This window comes from Pedobacter xixiisoli (assembly GCF_900215335.1).
Lineage (GTDB): Bacteria > Bacteroidota > Bacteroidia > Sphingobacteriales > Sphingobacteriaceae > Pedobacter > Pedobacter xixiisoli.
The window spans coordinates 807,861-824,211 of sequence record NZ_OCMT01000004.1 but is presented as its reverse complement, the minus strand read 5'-3'; the positions used below and the strand labels follow the sequence as shown (position 1 = coordinate 824,211).

Sequence of the window (16,351 nt, the reverse complement as noted above, 5' to 3'; positions counted from 1 at the left end):
CGGCAAGAATTAAAGAGAACTGCGATGGCGAGTATAGCCACGCAAAGGAGAATACTCCTTTGAGAACAAAATAATTTCATAGGTTTATAGTTTGGTTACAAGAAAATTAGGAACGAAAAATTCAAAAAACAAGTTTTAGAGCTTACTGTGCTAAGGTTTTTCTTTGTAACAAAAATCAATCAAATGATTAAATGAGATTTCTCTGACTTTGCAAATCAAACTTGAAACTACTTTTGTTGTTTAACAAAATTGTTAAACATTAAAGTTAATTAGGTTTGAATAAAGAAGAACTCATTAAACAAACTGCAAAAGAGCTATTCTTTAGCAAAGGTTATTTGCACGCTACAACCCAAGAAATTGCGGATGCGGCTGGCGTTAACCGTTCGCTCATTAACTACTATTTCCGTTCTAGGGATTTACTTTTTCAAACCGTATACCGCGAAGCAGTAGACAGTTTAAAATCTCAGTTAGATAAGGTTTTATATGATAAAATCGATTTTCAAGCTAAAATAAGCCTTTTTATTGATGTGTATATGAAAGAGCTATTGAAATATCCTTATCGAGAATCATTTCTAATTACGGAAATTTGTAGTAAAAACTTCGCCCTGAAAGAAAAAAAGAAAAGTGCTGCCCTAGTTCATTTTCTAAAAGAAGTTGGTGAAGAAATGGATAAAGGAACTATTAAAAAAGGCGACCCTATCCAATTCATGTTTAATCTTTTTGCACTAATGTCGTTTCCAGTGATCATGAAACCTTTATACCAAAAGTTATTGGATATTTCCCAAGAAAAATACAACACACTCATTGCAGAGAGAAAACAAATTATTTTAGATCAAATTTTCAACTAAGAACCTTCAAAAATCAACATATATACACAATGAACCCCTCAAGAGTTACCTTCATTAAAGATAAAATACAAACTCTTGACAGCTTCATTACCATTAAACACAAATGCATACTTCAATGAAACAATCATCACTTTTATTATCGCTAACGGGTTTAGCAGCCTTGTTTATGGCGTCATGTAGTTCTGGTGGCAAAGACCCAAAAGCAGGTGGACCTCCTGCTGGCCCCCAAAATTACCCAGTGGTACAAATTAACGAATTCAACACTACGTTGGAAAGCGACTATCCAGCAATGCTAGAAGGTCAACAAAACGTAGATATCAGACCAAGAATCGATGGTTTTATCGAGAAGATTTACGTAGACGAAGGTGCAACAGTAAAGCAAGGTCAACCTTTATTTGCTATCAACGCACCTCAATATCAGCAAGAAGTGAGAACCGCAGAAGCAGCGATCAGAAGTGCAGAAGCCGAAGTAAATGCAGCACAACTACAATACAACAAAACTAAACCTTTGGTAGAAAAGGACATCATCAGTAAGTTCGATTTAGAAAATGCTGCTTTGACACTTACTTCTAAAAAAGCAAATCTAGCACAAGCCAAAGCAGCTTTAGTAAATGCAAAAGTGAACTTAGGTTACACCGTAGTCAATTCGCCTGTAAATGGTGTAATTGGTACTATTCCTTATAAAGTTGGTGCATTGGTAAGTAGTACTAGTCAGCAGCCATTAACTACGGTTTCGAGCATTAGCAAGGTTTATGCTTACTTCTCGTTAAACGAAAAACAGTTATTGCAGATTGCCAGAAATACGAAAGGCCGCACGCTAGAAGATAAAATCAAGCAAATTCCTAATGTAACTTTAGTCTTGGCAGATGGTTCTGTATATGCAGAAAAAGGTAAAATCGAAACCATCAGCGGACAAATCAATGCACAAACAGGAGCTTCAAGCTTAAGAGCTACTTTCCCTAATCCAAATGGTTTGTTACGTTCTGGTTCTAGCGCTTCTATCCGTATTCCTCAATTCGTTGAAAACGCTTTATTAGTCCCTCAAAAATCGACTACAGATATCCAAGGGAAGAAATTTGTTTACTTAGTTAACGACACCGCGGGCGTAAAAACTACCAACGTAGAAATCATGGAATTAACTAAAGGAAACTACTTTGTGGTAACTAAAGGTTTAAAAAACGGCGATAAAATTGTGTTAGAAGGTTTTGCTTCTTTAAAAGATGGAGACAAGATCAAGCCACAAGTTAAACCTGCCGATTCTGTATTTGCAGAAGCTAAAAATAAGTAAATAAATACGCCCGTCATTTCGACGAGGAACGAGGAGAAATCTAACGATATTAATTATACAACTTGCTAGATTTCTCTCTGCGTTCGAAATGACGAAAGTCTAATCGTAAATCTTAAAATCGTAATTCGATTCTTATGTTTAAAAAATTTATCGACAGGCCAGTACTTTCTACCGTAATCTCCATCATTATTTTGATTTTGGGTGTACTGGGGATTATCACTTTGCCTGTTTCGCAATACCCAGAAATTGCACCACCAACGGTGCAAGTATCTGCTTCTTACCAAGGTGCTAACGCCGATGTGGTAATGAGCAGTGTGGTGGTTCCGCTGGAGGAACAAATTAACGGTGTGGAAGACATGACCTACATGACTTCATCAGCCGGAAACGATGGTTCTGCTACAATTACCATTAACTTTAAACTAGGTACCAACCCAGATTTAGCTGCGGTAAACGTACAAAACCGTGTGGCTCGTGCTACCAGTTTACTACCTGCCGAAGTAACCAGAGCAGGTGTAATCACGGCTAAAAGACAAGCCAGTAACGTATTAATCTTCTCGCTTTATAGTGATGACCCTGCATACGACCAAAAATTCTTACAAAACTATGCTGAAATCAATATCATTCCTCAAATTAAAAGGGTAACTGGTGTAGGAGATGTGGCAGCTTTTGGTCAATCTATTTATACCATGCGTTTATGGTTAAAACCAGATGTAATGGCTGCTTATGGATTAATCCCTAGTGATGTTAGTGCGGCATTAGCCGACCAAAACATTGAAGCCGCACCTGGACAACTTGGAGAACAAGCAGCAGAATCTTTTCAATATACTTTAAAATATACAGGTAGATTAAAAGACGAAACTCAATTTGGCGACATCATTATTAGAACTGCCGAAAACGGACAAATTTTAAAACTGAAAGATGTTGCCCGAATAGAAATGGGTGCGCAAAGCTATGCCAGTTCTATTAGCTTTAACAAGAAACCTGGTTTAGGCTTTATGGTAAACCAAACTGCGGGTTCAAATGCGAAGGAAGTAATTGATGGCGCCTTGAAAGCCGTAAAAGCAGCAAGCGCTGATTTTCCAAGCGGCGTGAAATATGATATTTTAACCAACGTAAACGACTTCCTAGATGCCTCTATCGAAAAGGTATTACACACTTTAGTTGAGGCATTTATCTTGGTATTTATCGTAGTATTTATTTTCCTTCAGGATTTTAAATCTACCTTAATTCCAGCCATTTCGGTACCTGTAGCTATTGTGGGTACATTTTTCTTCCTGAGTTTATTTGGCTTTACCATTAACTTATTAACGTTATTCGCATTGGTACTGGCCATTGGTATTGTAGTAGATGACGCCATTGTAGTCGTCGAGGCCGTACACGCCAAGCTCGACCAAGGTTACAAATCTGCCAAAAAAGCAACGCAAGATGCGATGGAAGAAATTACCGGAGCCATCATTTCCATCACCTTGGTAATGGCAGCGGTATTCGTTCCAGTAAGTTTTATCAGTGGTTCATCAGGTGTATTCTATAAACAATTTGGTTTAACTCTAGCGATATCGATTATCTTATCGGCAATTAATGCCTTAACCTTAAGTCCGGCTTTATGTGCGTTATTATTGAAACCACACAAAGACGACCACGGCGAAAAGAAAGGATTTATGAAGCGCTTCTACGCAGCTTTCAATACTTCTTTCGATACCATGACCCGCAAATACAAGGGTTCGGTTTATTTCTTGGCTAAGAAAAAATGGATAGCGGGATTAGGTTTGCTAGCATTTATTGTAGCATTAGTTTGGGCGATGAATACTACGCCTAAAGGTTTCGTACCTAACGAAGATTTAGGTTCAATCATGTCAGATATTTCGTTGCCTCCAGGTACTTCGCAAGAAAGAACCAACGAGGTAATTACGAAAATTGACAGCATTGTAGCGACGGTTCCAGAAGTAAGGCTTACACTTAAAGTAATTGGTAGAGCGATGATCAGTGGTTCTGGTAGTTCTTACGGAATGGTAATTGCCCGTTTAAAACCTTGGGATGAGCGTAAACGCGATGTAAAAACCATTATTGGTGAACTTTTTGCGAAAACGGCCAACATCAAGGAAGCGAAAATCATCTTCTTTGCACCTCCAACCATTCAAGGTTTCGGTACCGGTGGTGGTTTCGAGTTCCAGTTGCAAGATAAAACCGGTGGTACCATTGCCGATTTCTCTAGAATAAGTAACGAATTTTTAGCGGCACTGAGTCAGCGCCCCGAAATACAATACGCAGCTACTTCATTTAACCCTAATTTCCCGCAATACTTAATTACTGCTAACGTAGCTAAAATCAAACAAGCAGGTTTAAATGTAAGCGATGTAATGAGCGTAATGCAAGGTTACTACGGTGGTGTTTACGCTTCCAACTTCAATAAATTTGGGAAGCAATATAGGGTCGTTTATCAGGCAGACCCGAAATATCGTGGCAATTTAGAAAGTTTAAATTCTGTTTATGTACGTACACCAAGCGGCACCATGGCTCCTATTACAGGTTTCATTTCTACCGAAAGAGTTTACGGGCCACAGGCGATTTCTAGGTTTAACCTTTACACTTCAATTGCCGTAACGGGTAATCCTAAACCTGGATTCAGTTCGGGTGATGCTTTGAAAGCTGTAGAAGAAGAAGCGGCTAAAATTTTGCCACAAGGATATGGTTATGAATTCTCTGGATTGTCTCGTGAAGAGCAATCGGCGGGAAGCCAAACGATATTTATTTTTATGCTGTGTTTAATTTTCGTTTACTTCCTACTTTGTGCGCAGTACGAAAGTTATGTGCTACCATTAGCGGTAATCCTATCACTTCCGGTAGGTTTGGCTGGTGTGTTTCTTTTCGATAAGATTTTTGGAATCGATAACAACATCTACACGCAAATTACCCTCATTATGTTGATTGGTTTATTGGCGAAAAATGCCATCCTAATTGTAGAATTTGCCGCAGAGCGAAGAAGAAAAGGAATGACCATTTTACAAGCTGCGCTAGAAGGTGCAACGGCAAGGTTAAGACCAATCTTGATGACCTCTTTCGCATTTATCTTAGGTCTTTTACCTTTAATGCTTTCTACAGGTGTAGGTGCTGCAGGTAACACTTCTATTGGTACCGGTGCAGTTGGCGGTATGTTAATCGGAACTATATTTGGGGTTTTCATTATCCCAGTGTTGTTTATCGTTTTCCAAACCTTACAAGAAAAAGTGAGCAGCAAATCTCCTTACGACGAAAGTGTAATGGAAAGACAAACGCACTTGAACTTTGAAAAATCAGACACTCCTGAAGACTAATTCAGCATATCAACATGACAAGAAATCAGAAAATATCGATATTTATTACAGGTTCCCTCCTTTTAAGCTTGGGAGCTTGTGTAACTCAAAAATATAAAACTCCCGAAGAGCTAAAAGCGGATGGTTTGTACAGGGACGTAGCGCAAACAGACACAGCAACTATTGCCAATTTGCCGACATCAACTTTGTTTACCGACCCGCAATTACAAGCTTTAATTAAAGAAGGAATTGAAAACAATTTAGATTTAAAAGCGTCCATAGAAAGAATGAAGAGCGCTGAAGCGAATTTACGTTTGAGCAAAACTGCATTTTTACCGAGCTTAAATCTGGATGTAAACGCAACCGACAATAAACAATCTAGGGCGGCTTTAAACTTACCTCCCAGTATTAACATCCCTTTAGAAACACAATTATACAGAGCGCAATTAAGTACCGCTTGGGAAATTGATGTTTGGGGTAAATTGGGAAGCGCAAAGCGTTCGGCATTGGCCTCTTATTTACAAACCGATGCTGCTAAGCGTGCCGTACAAACGCAATTGGTTAGCTCTATTGCAACTAACTATTACACCTTGTTGGCTTTAGATACGCAATTGAAAATCACGGAGCAAACCTTGGCAAGCCGCATTAAAAATGTGGAAGCAATTAAAGAATTGAAAGAAGCAGGTATTGTAAACGGTGCTGCTGTGGTACAAAGCGAGGCAAACAGATATGCTGCCGAAGTAAGTATTCCAGATTTAAGAAGAAGTATTAGAGAAACTGAAAATGCCCTAAACCTTTTATTAGGCAGAGGTGCGGGTTCAGTAGCGAGAAGTACCTTTGATGTACAGCAAGATTATAAAGACTTGCAAGTAGGTCTTTCATCTCAGTTGCTAAAAAACAGACCAGATGTGCAACAAGCGGAATTGGCTTTCAGGGTTGCTTTTGAGAACACCAATTTAGCAAAGACTTATTTCTACCCTCAGTTAACTTTAACAGCTAACGGTGGTCTATCTTCATTGAAATTGGAGAACTTCTTTAATAATTCTATTTTCTATAGCATTGTTGGTGGTTTAACTCAGCCTATTTTTAATAAAGGACAAAACAAAGCGAGGTTGACTTCAGCGAAGGCTGCTCAACAAGAGTCGTATTTTGCTTTCCAGAAATCGGTATTAACTGCAGGTTCCGAAGTATCAAATGCATTGTATGCTTACCAAACTGCAGTAGAGAAAGAAGCTTCGAGAGCGAAACAAATTGAATCTTTAGAAAAAGCAGTTGATTATACCAAAGAGTTGTTAAAATACAGCTCGGCAACTAACTATACCGATGTTTTAACTTCTGAACAAAGTTTGTTATCTGCTCAATTAAATGGTGTAAATGATAGGTTGCAAAAATTACAAGCTATCGTGAGTTTATACCGTGCTTTAGGCGGCGGCTGGAAGGAATAGTGCGAACATACCCTATTATAATTTGATTAAAGCTCCGAGCGAAAGTTCGGAGTTTTTTGTTTGTAGATATTATTATGCTCCTCGTCATTTCGACGATAGCAGAAATCTAAAAACTATAACGGACAAATTGCTAGATTTCTCCTATCGTCGAAATGACGGCATATTGTTTATAGCGCTTTGCAACTCCTCCCCTTGGGGAGACTGGGTGGGACTTCTACTCTCCCTCCGCCATAAAAGCGGCAATCGCAATCTTTATCTCTCCAAAATCAAACGACTTCCCTACATGGTCGCGGATTTCGTTAAGCTTAATGCTTTTAATCTCTCGAATAGCTTTCAACAAAACTTCTAACTTATGTTTAGCAATCACTTTATCTGCACTAATTTGATTCTGCACAATGTAATGCGCCAAATGCCCCTCAATTGTTCCTTTGGTCATTTTCCTTTCAGCTGCAATTTCGGTTGGCGTTTTGCCTTCATTAAATAAGGCAAGCGTCACTTCCTTCGTATCTACTTTTGGCGTTTTTTCCTTTTCCGTTTTCTTTTTGGCCCTCGGCTTAGCTTCCCCTCCTGTTCGCTCCAACTCTTCTTTGTTAGGCAAACTGTAGGTTTTTTTCATTTGCTCTTCACGTTTAGAAAGACCATAAAGTTGATTTAAATCATCTTTACTAATTTCTACACCTTCTACTTTTGCTCCAAGCATTGCCTTAGCACGAACAATTTTTTTAAACTGCTCGTAAAACATCGCTTCCAAATCAATCAGCTCATGAAGGTATTCTTTGGTTTGCTTCTGCTCTTTTACTACTTCGATATGCTCGAAAACAGCATTACTTTGAGCTACCAAAATAGGTGTAAAATAATTACTTGCAGCTTCAGTTCGAGTAATCAACGTTTCCAAATCTGCAGTCTGTCCCAACACCAAAAGACGGTCAATTTGTTTTAAAAACTTATCCGCATGAACTTTTGCCGCCATTAATTCCTGTTGTAGTTTTACTGCCCAAGCCAAATGGGTCTGTTTTACCGAACGCTTCTCATCCTTACTATAACTAAACACATGCTCGTAGACAAAATTATCCAACAAAGTAAAATTGAAAGCCTGTAGCAATGACTGCTTTAAAAAAGCATCAGCTTCTTTGGTAATTTGTGTAAGTAAACTCTCTTGCTGGTCTTTGGTACGTGAATAGTAAGCCACATTTTGGTCGGCTTTCATTCCTCTATTATTTAGGTGTGATGTCAATATCAAACCATCGATAGAGCGCAATCGCGATAGCGCTACATAGATTTGCCCTGGAGCAAAAGCATCACCAATGTCTACAATCGCTTTATCAAAAGTTAAACCTTGACTTTTATGCACCGTAATGGCCCAAGCCAGTTTCAGTGGATATTGGGTAAACGTTCCTATCTCCTCTTCTTCAATCTCGTTAGTATGTTTGTTGGTGGTATATCTGATGTTTTTCCAAGCGTATTGCTCTAGGCTAATTGGGTATTTATTTCCCTCTGGCAAAACCTCGATGTAATCATCACGTAAATCAGTAACTACCGCCAACTTTCCGTTAAAAAAGCGCTGTTCGCCTTTGGGATCGTTTTTAATAAACATTACTTGTGCACCAATTTTTAGTTCCAAAGTTTTCTCTATCGGATAAGCACTTTCGGCAAATTCCTTTTCAACCGTAGCGTTATAGAAGTAAGATTTTCCTTTCAGTTCTTTCAAACTGCTACGGTTCATCCCATCAGCTTTACTATTGTGTGTAGTAAGTGTAATGTAATTATCGTTTAAATTGGGCTTGTAGTTTTCTTGGTAATGACTTTTCAGTAGGGCGATGTCTTCTTCCGTAGCTACGTTATTTCGTAAATTATTGAGCAGGCTAATAAACGTTTCGTCTGCCTGTCTGTAAATTTTATCTAGCTCTATATAAATTGGCGGATTCGCTTTCAAACAAAGTGCATCAAAAAAGAAAGCACTCTGGTAAAATTTCCCTAAAATTTCCTGTTCTTGGTTTCTAACTACTGGCGGCAACTGATATAAGTCGCCAATAAAAAGCACCTGAACTCCACCAAAAAACTCATTATTCCTTCTCACATAACGTAAAACGAAGTCTATAGCATCTAGCAAATCTGCACGGAGCATACTCACCTCATCTATCACCAACAGCTCCATGTCTAGTAAAATTCTACGCTTTATCGCATTCATGCTTAAATGCTTTACCAAACTTTTTGGGGTATTATAAGGCACTCCCGATGGCAAGTTTTGGTCTGGTGTAATGCGTGGCACAAAAGTTCCAAACGGCAGCTGAAACAAGGAGTGTATGGTAACCCCAGACGCATTAATAGCAGCAATACCAGTTGGCGCAACAATTACTGCCTTTTTATGAGTTCTGGCTATAATGTTCCGCAAAAAGGTAGTCTTTCCTGTGCCCGCTTTTCCGGTCAAGAAAATGTGTCTCGAAGTTTGATTAACAAATTTCGCAGCTAGTTCGGCAGGTTGCAGATGTTCGTGTTCTTCCAAATCAGTTCGTGTTCGTAAATGTTAAGAAAGTTAAGCACAACTCTCCTATCTTATTTACAAAAATAACCTTATTATTTACTATTCAACTTTTTCTTCACAACCTATACTTCGTAACAACACTGTTAATAAACGTTAAAAGTGTTAAAACAATTTAAACTAAAGATTTAGTTTTATATTTTAGTAAGGTACCAAACTATTAAGATGAAAAGAACGTTACTCACCGTAATGGCATTTATGCTAATTACCTGTGCTGCATTTGCACAAACCAGCTCTGTTAAAGGTGTAATTGCAGATCTCTCCTCAAATGCTAAGCTAAAAAATGCTACCGTTAGCTTGCTAAATGCTAAAGATTCTACACTTTACAAATTTACTAGGGCAGCTCAAGATGGAAATTTCGGTTTCCAGAATCTCAAAAATGGAAATTTTATCCTCTTGGTTACTTATCCAGAATATGCAGATTTTGTAAATAAATTCAGTATCGATGCTACTAACAACACGGTAGATTTTAAAGTAATCGATATGAAAACCAAGGCTAAATTATTAAACGAGGTTATCATTAAAGGCCAAGCGGCTGCCATTAAAATTAAAGGCGATACCACAGAATTTAATGCTTCTGCCTATAAAATACAACCTAACGACCGAGTAGAAGATTTGCTGAAAAAGTTTCCAGGGGTAACTGTTGATGCTCAGGGGAAAATTACTGCTCAAGGTAAAACCGTTGAAAAGGTATTAGTTGATGGCGAGGAGTTTTTTGGAGACGACCCTACTTTGGTAACCAAAAACCTAAGAGCTGATATGGTTGACAAAGTACAACTATTTGAGAAAGCAAGCGACCAAGCGGCATTTACAGGTGTTGATGATGGCCAGAAAAAGCAGACCTTAAACATTATGTTGAAAGAAGATAAGAAGCAAGGTTATTTCGGCAAAGTTGACGTAGGTTATGGAACTGATGATTTCTATCAGATACAGGCCATGATCAACAAGTTTAAAAACAAAGAAAAAATTGCGGCTTATTTCACTTCTAGTAATACTGGAAAAACTGGTTTAGGTTGGGAAGATGCCGGTAAGTTCGGGGCTAATAGCAACATGGAAGTTACCGATGATGGAATGATGTTTATGTCTGGCGGAGACGACTTAGATGCTGGAGGGCAGTATTGGGGCGAAGGGATTCCGACAGCTCATAACGGCGGCATACATTATGAAAATAAATGGAATAAAGACAAACACTCCCTGAACACCAACTATAAGGCTGGGGCGCTTAAAGTAAAAATAAGAAAGAATACGTTAGATCAAACTAGTTTTCCAGATCAAATCTTAAACACCAATACAGATGCAACTACCGAAAATGATATGTTTAGACAAAAGATTGATGCTACTTATAACGTAAAGCTAGACACTACATCAAACTTAAAAATAGTAATTGATGGTACTTTGAAAAATGCACAAAGTGATGTGATCACAAAATCTCAAAGAAAAAAGAATGAAGTTTTAAGTGTATATAATTCTGAAAGGAATACAAGTAACGATAGCAAGCAACAATTATTTAACTTAAGTGCTTTCTATACCAAAAAATTGAAAAAAATTGGCAGAAACTACTCGGTAAGTTTAAGTCAGGCGTATAACAAAAACAATAGCACAGGTTATCTCTTTGCAGATAACGAACTTTTTGATGATGATGGACTTTTTGACCGTCATGAGGTAACGGATCAGTTTAGAGACAATGATGTGGTTACCAACAGGCTTTCTTCAAATATCACTTACAACGAGCCGATAACTAAATTCTTTAACCTGTTACTTAACTACGGCTTAACTTATACTACCAACAATGCGGACAGGAGAACTTACGATAATAATGGAGTGGGTGTATATGACCAACTGAACCTAGACTATAGTAATGATTTTGAGTCAGACCAGTTAGTGAATCAAGTAGGTGCAATTTTCAACTATAAAAAAGGAAAAACAGTAATTAACTTCGGTACAAAAACCAGCTTTATCAATTTCGATCAAAAGGAACTGCTAAGCAACCAGAGTTTTCAAAGAAACTTCATCAACTGGTTACCACAGGCCATGTACCAATACAAGTTTTCCGCTCAAAAATCAATTAGTATAAATTATAGTGGTACAACTACACAACCTTCGGTTACCCAGTTGCAACCTATCAGAACCAACGATGACCCAAATAACGAGTTTCAGGGTAATGACCAATTGACTCCATCTTATACCAATAGAATTAGCTTTAGGTACAACACTTATAAAATAATTACCAACCAGAATTTTTATGTGAGTGGTGGTGTAAATTTCACCAGCAACCAAATTGTAAACAACAATTACATTATTGGCAGCAGAACTATTTTTAAGGCGGTTAACCTTCAAGACGAACTCCCTTATAACTATTATGCATATGCTGGCTTCAACAGAAAACTTAAATTTCTAGGAGACATCAATGGAGGTTTGAATTTAAATTTTAATGGTGCCACACAGTATAACTACGCCAATGATATTTTAAATAAAACGAAAAGCCTTTCTCTTAATCCTGCTGTTAACCTAAGCAAATACGATGAGAAAACTAACTTTTATGTCTCGTTTGGACCTAGCTATAACTCGCAGGAATCTTCGCTGGCAAGCAGTTCAAACAAGGGATGGGGATATACCGGATACATGGACGGCAGCATAAAGCTTCCAAAGAAGATTAGCTTAAGCGCTAACGGAGAATATACCTACCAACCAAGTTCTGATGCTTTTGATAATAGTTTCGACCGTTTTGTAATCAATGCATCAATCACCAAGGCATTTTTTAAACAAGAAAGCTTGAAATTTATGCTGAGTGCAAATGACTTATTAAAACAAAATGTCGGTTTCAGAAGGTTTGCTTCTTCAAATTCGATAACGCAAACTAGCTACAACAATATCAGCCGCTATTTCATGTTCTCACTTATTTGGGATTTTAACAAAATGGGCGGCGGAACTCCAAAAGCAAACTAATTTAATTCTCTAAGAAATGAAGACTTTAAAATATATCGTAATTACATATTTGTTGCTCGCAACTTTTAGTTCAAGTGCACAAAATGCTCGTTTTGTTACTCAAGGTACTATTGAATACGAAAAGCGTGTAAATGCTTACGCCTTAATCAAAGATCAGATTAAAATTTGGGGCGACGCAAGCTATTATACTCCAGTTTTTGAAAACTACCAAAAAAATAATCCTCAGTTTAAAACCGCTAAAAGCAAACTGTTTTTTTCTAACGAGACTACTGCATTTATACCCGAAGAAGAAGCTATTGTGGCTTCTAGCAATTGGTTTTCTAGTATGATAGAATTTCAGCAAGCCAATAAAATTTTAACCGATTTAAAAACTGGCACCAGTAAAACACAAAAGAAAGTTTACGACGAAACCTATTTGCTAAGTGATAGTACAAGAAAAATAAACTGGAAAATTACCGACGAGTTTAGAAATATTGCTGGCTACAATTGTCGTAGAGCTAACGCTTTAGTAATGGATTCTGTTTATGTGGTGGCATTCTATTCAGAAGAGATTGCAGTAAGTGGAGGCCCAGAGTCTTTTAGCGGATTACCGGGAATGATTTTAGGGCTAGCTTTACCTCACGACCATGTTACCTGGTTTGCAACTTCAGTAACTGATGCTTCAGTTGGCGAGGATAAACTAAAAATCCCGACTAAGGGAAAAGCAGTGAACAATAAACAGTTGTACGATATTTTAAAAGGGGCGTTGAAAAGCTGGGGAAAATCGGCACACCAAACCTTTAAATGGGCAATGATGTAACAAGGTTAATTGTTTAAACTGAAAAATCGGCTAATTACTTTGACTAGCAGTTAACCGATTTTTTTTTACTATTTCACAATAAACGATTAACCGAATAAACAATTAATCAGTTCATCATACTCAATTCACCACCAACTTATATCCTTTTCCGTGAACATTGATAATTTCTACCTTTGGATCTTCCTTTAAATATTTACGTAGCTTGCTTAAAAATACATCCATACTACGGCCGTTAAAGTAATTATCGTCATGCCAAATATGGATCAACGCTTCTTCCCTAGTCAGCACACTATTTTTCTTTAAACACAGTAAACGTAACAACTCAGCTTCTTTGGTAGATAGCTTTTGTTGTGAACCATTAAAGTGAACCAATTGAGTAGTGTAATCGAAAATATAATCTCCTATTTCGAACTGCTTAGGTTCTTCTTCCTGTACGGTTTGCGCAGAAGAAACCCTCTTTAATAAGGCATTGATACGAAGTAAAAGCTCTTCGATTCTAAAAGGTTTAGTAATATAATCATCGCCACCCAAATCATAGGCAGAAGCTTTATCTTCCATCATAGATTTAGCAGTGGCAAAAATAATCGGCACATGCGGGTCAGATTGTCTAATTTCCTTCCCCAAAGTAAAACCATCTTTCTTTGGCATCATTACATCCAGTATACAAATATCGAATTGCTGTTTGCCGAAAGCCTTTAAACCTTCCTCGCCATCAGTACACAAAACTACCTCAAAATTACCTTTGATTTGTAGGTAGTCTTGCAACAATAAACCCAAATTCGGATCATCTTCAACCAACAATATTTTCTTCATAATGTATGCTTAATTAAATGGTAAATGAATTACAAATGTGGTTCCCTTATCTTTCTCGCTATTTACCTTAACAGAACCGTTCATTTGTTTTATGATATCGTTTACATAGCTTAGTCCCAATCCAAAGCCCTTCACATCATGTAAGTTTCCGGTAGGCACTCTATAAAACTGATCAAATATTCTTTTAGTTTGTTCTTTGGTCATCCCTATACCTTCATCACTCACTTCAATACAAATTCCATTGGCTTGGTTTTTTGTTTTAATAGTGATTTTAGGAGTTTCAGGACTATATTTATTTGCGTTATCAATCAAATTGTAAATCATGTTCGAAAGATGCAGTTCATCACCAATTACCACATCTGGGTCCGCATCTAAAGCTAAGATTAGTTCGGTATCTTTCTTCTGTAACTGCAGGTTCATACTATCTACCACCAAAGAAATCAAATCGTTCACCGCTACCGGATTTCGTTCTAATTTAAGTTCTTTATTATCTAATTTTGCGACGTTCAGTACCCGCTCAATATGGCTCCCCAAACGCACATTTTCATCATAAATAATACCTGCCAAGCGATTTACCCTCGCCTTGTCTGGCGTTAAATCAGGATCCTTCAAAGCCTCGCTAGCAATCATGATGGTAGCCACAGGTGTTTTAAACTCGTGAGTCATGTTGTTGATGAAATCTGTCTTCATCTCCGAAAGTTTTTTCTGGCGGATAATGGCATAAATGGTATAAGCAAAAATCGAAATAAGTACTAACAACAGCCCAACAGAAGAAGACAAGGTGACAAACATGTTGTTAAATATCAAAGAGTTCTTATTTGGAAAGCTCAAATACAACATCCCCGGATCTTTGATCATTAAATCGTTGCCAAAAATTACTTTCTGGAAGGTGTTTTTTGGCAAAACATCGCCGTTAGGCAAAGAAACATTTTGATAGATTACCTTCCCTTTGTGATTAGATGGCTTTACCCAATAATTGTAATCCAAGTCGATGTTTTTGCTGAGCAGTTCTCTTTTAATTAAGGTATCCAAATGTTCCTGGCTCGGCATCCTTTCTTCTAAAGGAATATCTTTGTTGGCCATTTCTTTTGCCACATCCTGCAGCAAGCTTACATTACCCGCATTATAAACAATGGCAGTATCTGCGTAAAGCCTTTCTAGTTCTGTCTTATACTTATATTCAATTTTAGCATCCTCCATCTTAAATTTATATCTCAACTCAGGATCAATACTGGGTAAGTTTATAAATTGGGGCAGGCCTGTTACTCGGTCAAAAGCCAAATATCGAATGGTATCGGGCAGTCTATTGATATTTAAAACAGCACGTTTTCTGAAAAAGGAAGGAATAACCCTACGACTTATTAGCACACCATTTGGCCCTTTAATGTCATCTACATTAAGTTTCAATGGGTTTTTATCATTGGGAGTTGGATTAGATAAGATTACAAAATCTTCTTCAGATATAATTTCTGGTGATGCAAAATTATCTCTAATCAAACTGTCTTGAATGCCTAAATAATCTAGAACTTGTTGTCGTTGTTTAAGTCTTCTTAATGCCTGGCTCTCTTTATGCTTAATCTGGAAAGCAACAATACTATCCGTTTGCATTCTGATATTTCGGCCTTTCAGTTCCTTAAACTCAAAATCTTTTTTGTTGATACGACTAATTACATTCGTTTTCTGAATCTTGTTTACAACAGAACTTAATGCTTGGTTTACATTCTGCTCAAACAGCTGCGATTTCAAATTGTAAGACTCTCTAATGTAATACATTTGCATTACAAAAACGCCCAACAACGCAAAGGTCATTAATGCAGTAATTATCCAAAGGCTCTTCTTTTTCATCGCAACTATTTCAAAAATAGCGAAGACCGCGAGTAATGTGTCTATTCTTTAACACTTTTTAACAGTACATTAACGCAAAAAGCCCCGATTTTACATCAGGGCTCTTAAAATTATAAAGTGTTTCCTTAAAAAGCGATGTTAAAATGGCAAATCGTCATCTTCGCCCGCTGCTGTACTTACATCAGCAGGTGCTGCATATTGAGGAGCTGCTGCAGGAGCGCCCGCTGTATTAGCCAATGCAGTGATACGCCATACTACTAAACTGTTAAAGTAAGAAGTTACGCCATCTTTATTTGTCCAAGGACGACCACGTAAGTTAAATGAAACCTCTACTTCGTCTCCAGCTTTCAAATTATCAAGTAAAGCTGTTTTGTCTTGTAATGCTTCAAATCTGATATATTCTGGATAAGTAGGATTTTCTGCATACTCAATAATCAAATCACGTTTTTTAAACGTTTCACTTACTTGCTGTGCTGCACCAATTTCGTGCACTTTACCTTTAATTTCCATGTCTGTACTATAATATTTCTCTTCCATC

The 16,351-nt window shown here is 37.5% G+C and carries 10 protein-coding genes; 6 read left to right on the top strand and 4 right to left on the bottom strand.

The genetic code is table 11. The annotated features are described in order from the left end of the window. The first annotated feature begins 275 nt into the window (after nucleotides 1–275). The 4 genes from CRO54_RS19615 to CRO54_RS19600 all read left to right on the top strand — a co-directional run bounded on the left by CRO54_RS19615 (nucleotide 276) and on the right by CRO54_RS19600 (nucleotide 6,871). A complete protein-coding gene (locus tag CRO54_RS19615) occupies nucleotides 276–848 on the top strand; it encodes a TetR/AcrR family transcriptional regulator (protein ID WP_097133766.1) in 573 nt (190 codons plus the stop codon). 115 nt (nucleotides 849–963) lie between these two features. Next, a complete protein-coding gene (locus tag CRO54_RS19610) occupies nucleotides 964–2,136 on the top strand; it encodes an efflux RND transporter periplasmic adaptor subunit (protein ID WP_097133765.1) in 1,173 nt (390 codons plus the stop codon). A 134-nt stretch (nucleotides 2,137–2,270) separates the two neighbouring features. Continuing rightward, complete coding sequence (locus CRO54_RS19605) at nucleotides 2,271–5,447, top strand: efflux RND transporter permease subunit (protein ID WP_097133764.1); 3,177 nt, start codon at nucleotides 2,271–2,273, stop codon at nucleotides 5,445–5,447. Between the two features lie 14 nt (nucleotides 5,448–5,461). Beyond that, the gene (locus CRO54_RS19600) at nucleotides 5,462–6,871 is read left to right on the top strand and encodes an efflux transporter outer membrane subunit (RefSeq protein WP_097133763.1); all 1,410 of its coding nucleotides are present in this window, start codon (nucleotides 5,462–5,464) and stop codon (nucleotides 6,869–6,871) included. Nucleotides 6,872–7,085: 214 nt separating this feature from the next. On the opposite strand, the gene CRO54_RS19595 is transcribed toward CRO54_RS19600, so the two are convergent. After that, nucleotides 7,086–9,374, bottom strand: coding sequence for a helix-turn-helix domain-containing protein (locus CRO54_RS19595; RefSeq protein WP_171047934.1), 2,289 nt, complete (start codon nucleotides 9,372–9,374; stop codon nucleotides 7,086–7,088). 201 nt (nucleotides 9,375–9,575) lie between these two features. Between CRO54_RS19595 and CRO54_RS19590 the strand changes: the two genes are divergently transcribed. Then, nucleotides 9,576–12,356 (top strand): outer membrane beta-barrel family protein, encoded by a 2,781-nt coding sequence (locus tag CRO54_RS19590; protein ID WP_097133762.1) that lies wholly within the window; start codon nucleotides 9,576–9,578, stop codon nucleotides 12,354–12,356. Between the two features lie 16 nt (nucleotides 12,357–12,372). Continuing rightward, entirely contained in the window at nucleotides 12,373–13,155 is a 783-nt protein-coding gene (locus CRO54_RS19585; protein ID WP_097133761.1) for a GLPGLI family protein, read from the top strand. Nucleotides 13,156–13,275: 120 nt separating this feature from the next. On the opposite strand, the gene CRO54_RS19580 is transcribed toward CRO54_RS19585, so the two are convergent. The 3 genes from CRO54_RS19580 to CRO54_RS19570 form a co-directional block, all read right to left on the bottom strand. Then, nucleotides 13,276–13,968, bottom strand: a complete 693-nt coding sequence (locus CRO54_RS19580) for a response regulator transcription factor (RefSeq protein WP_097133760.1) — start codon at nucleotides 13,966–13,968, stop codon at nucleotides 13,276–13,278. Nucleotides 13,969–13,977: 9 nt separating this feature from the next. Further along, a complete protein-coding gene (locus CRO54_RS19575) occupies nucleotides 13,978–15,813 on the bottom strand; it encodes a sensor histidine kinase (RefSeq protein ID WP_097133759.1) in 1,836 nt (611 codons plus the stop codon). Nucleotides 15,814–15,951: 138 nt separating this feature from the next. Beyond that, nucleotides 15,952–16,323, bottom strand: a complete 372-nt coding sequence (locus tag CRO54_RS19570; protein WP_097133814.1) for a DUF3127 domain-containing protein — start codon at nucleotides 16,321–16,323, stop codon at nucleotides 15,952–15,954. Nucleotides 16,324–16,351 lie beyond the last annotated feature (28 nt).

Coding starts and splice junctions, on each gene's coding strand:
- CRO54_RS19610 (WP_097133765.1), top strand. CDS start 964: ATGAAACAATCATCACTTTTATTATCGCTAACGGGTTTAGCAGCCTTG.
- CRO54_RS19605 (WP_097133764.1), top strand. CDS start 2,271: ATGTTTAAAAAATTTATCGACAGGCCAGTACTTTCTACCGTAATCTCC.
- CRO54_RS19600 (WP_097133763.1), top strand. CDS start 5,462: ATGACAAGAAATCAGAAAATATCGATATTTATTACAGGTTCCCTCCTT.
- CRO54_RS19590 (WP_097133762.1), top strand. CDS start 9,576: ATGAAAAGAACGTTACTCACCGTAATGGCATTTATGCTAATTACCTGT.
- CRO54_RS19585 (WP_097133761.1), top strand. CDS start 12,373: ATGAAGACTTTAAAATATATCGTAATTACATATTTGTTGCTCGCAACT.
- CRO54_RS19580 (WP_097133760.1), bottom strand. CDS start 13,968: ATGAAGAAAATATTGTTGGTTGAAGATGATCCGAATTTGGGTTTATTG.
- CRO54_RS19575 (WP_097133759.1), bottom strand. CDS start 15,813: ATGAAAAAGAAGAGCCTTTGGATAATTACTGCATTAATGACCTTTGCG.
- CRO54_RS19570 (WP_097133814.1), bottom strand. CDS start 16,323: ATGGAAATTAAAGGTAAAGTGCACGAAATTGGTGCAGCACAGCAAGTA.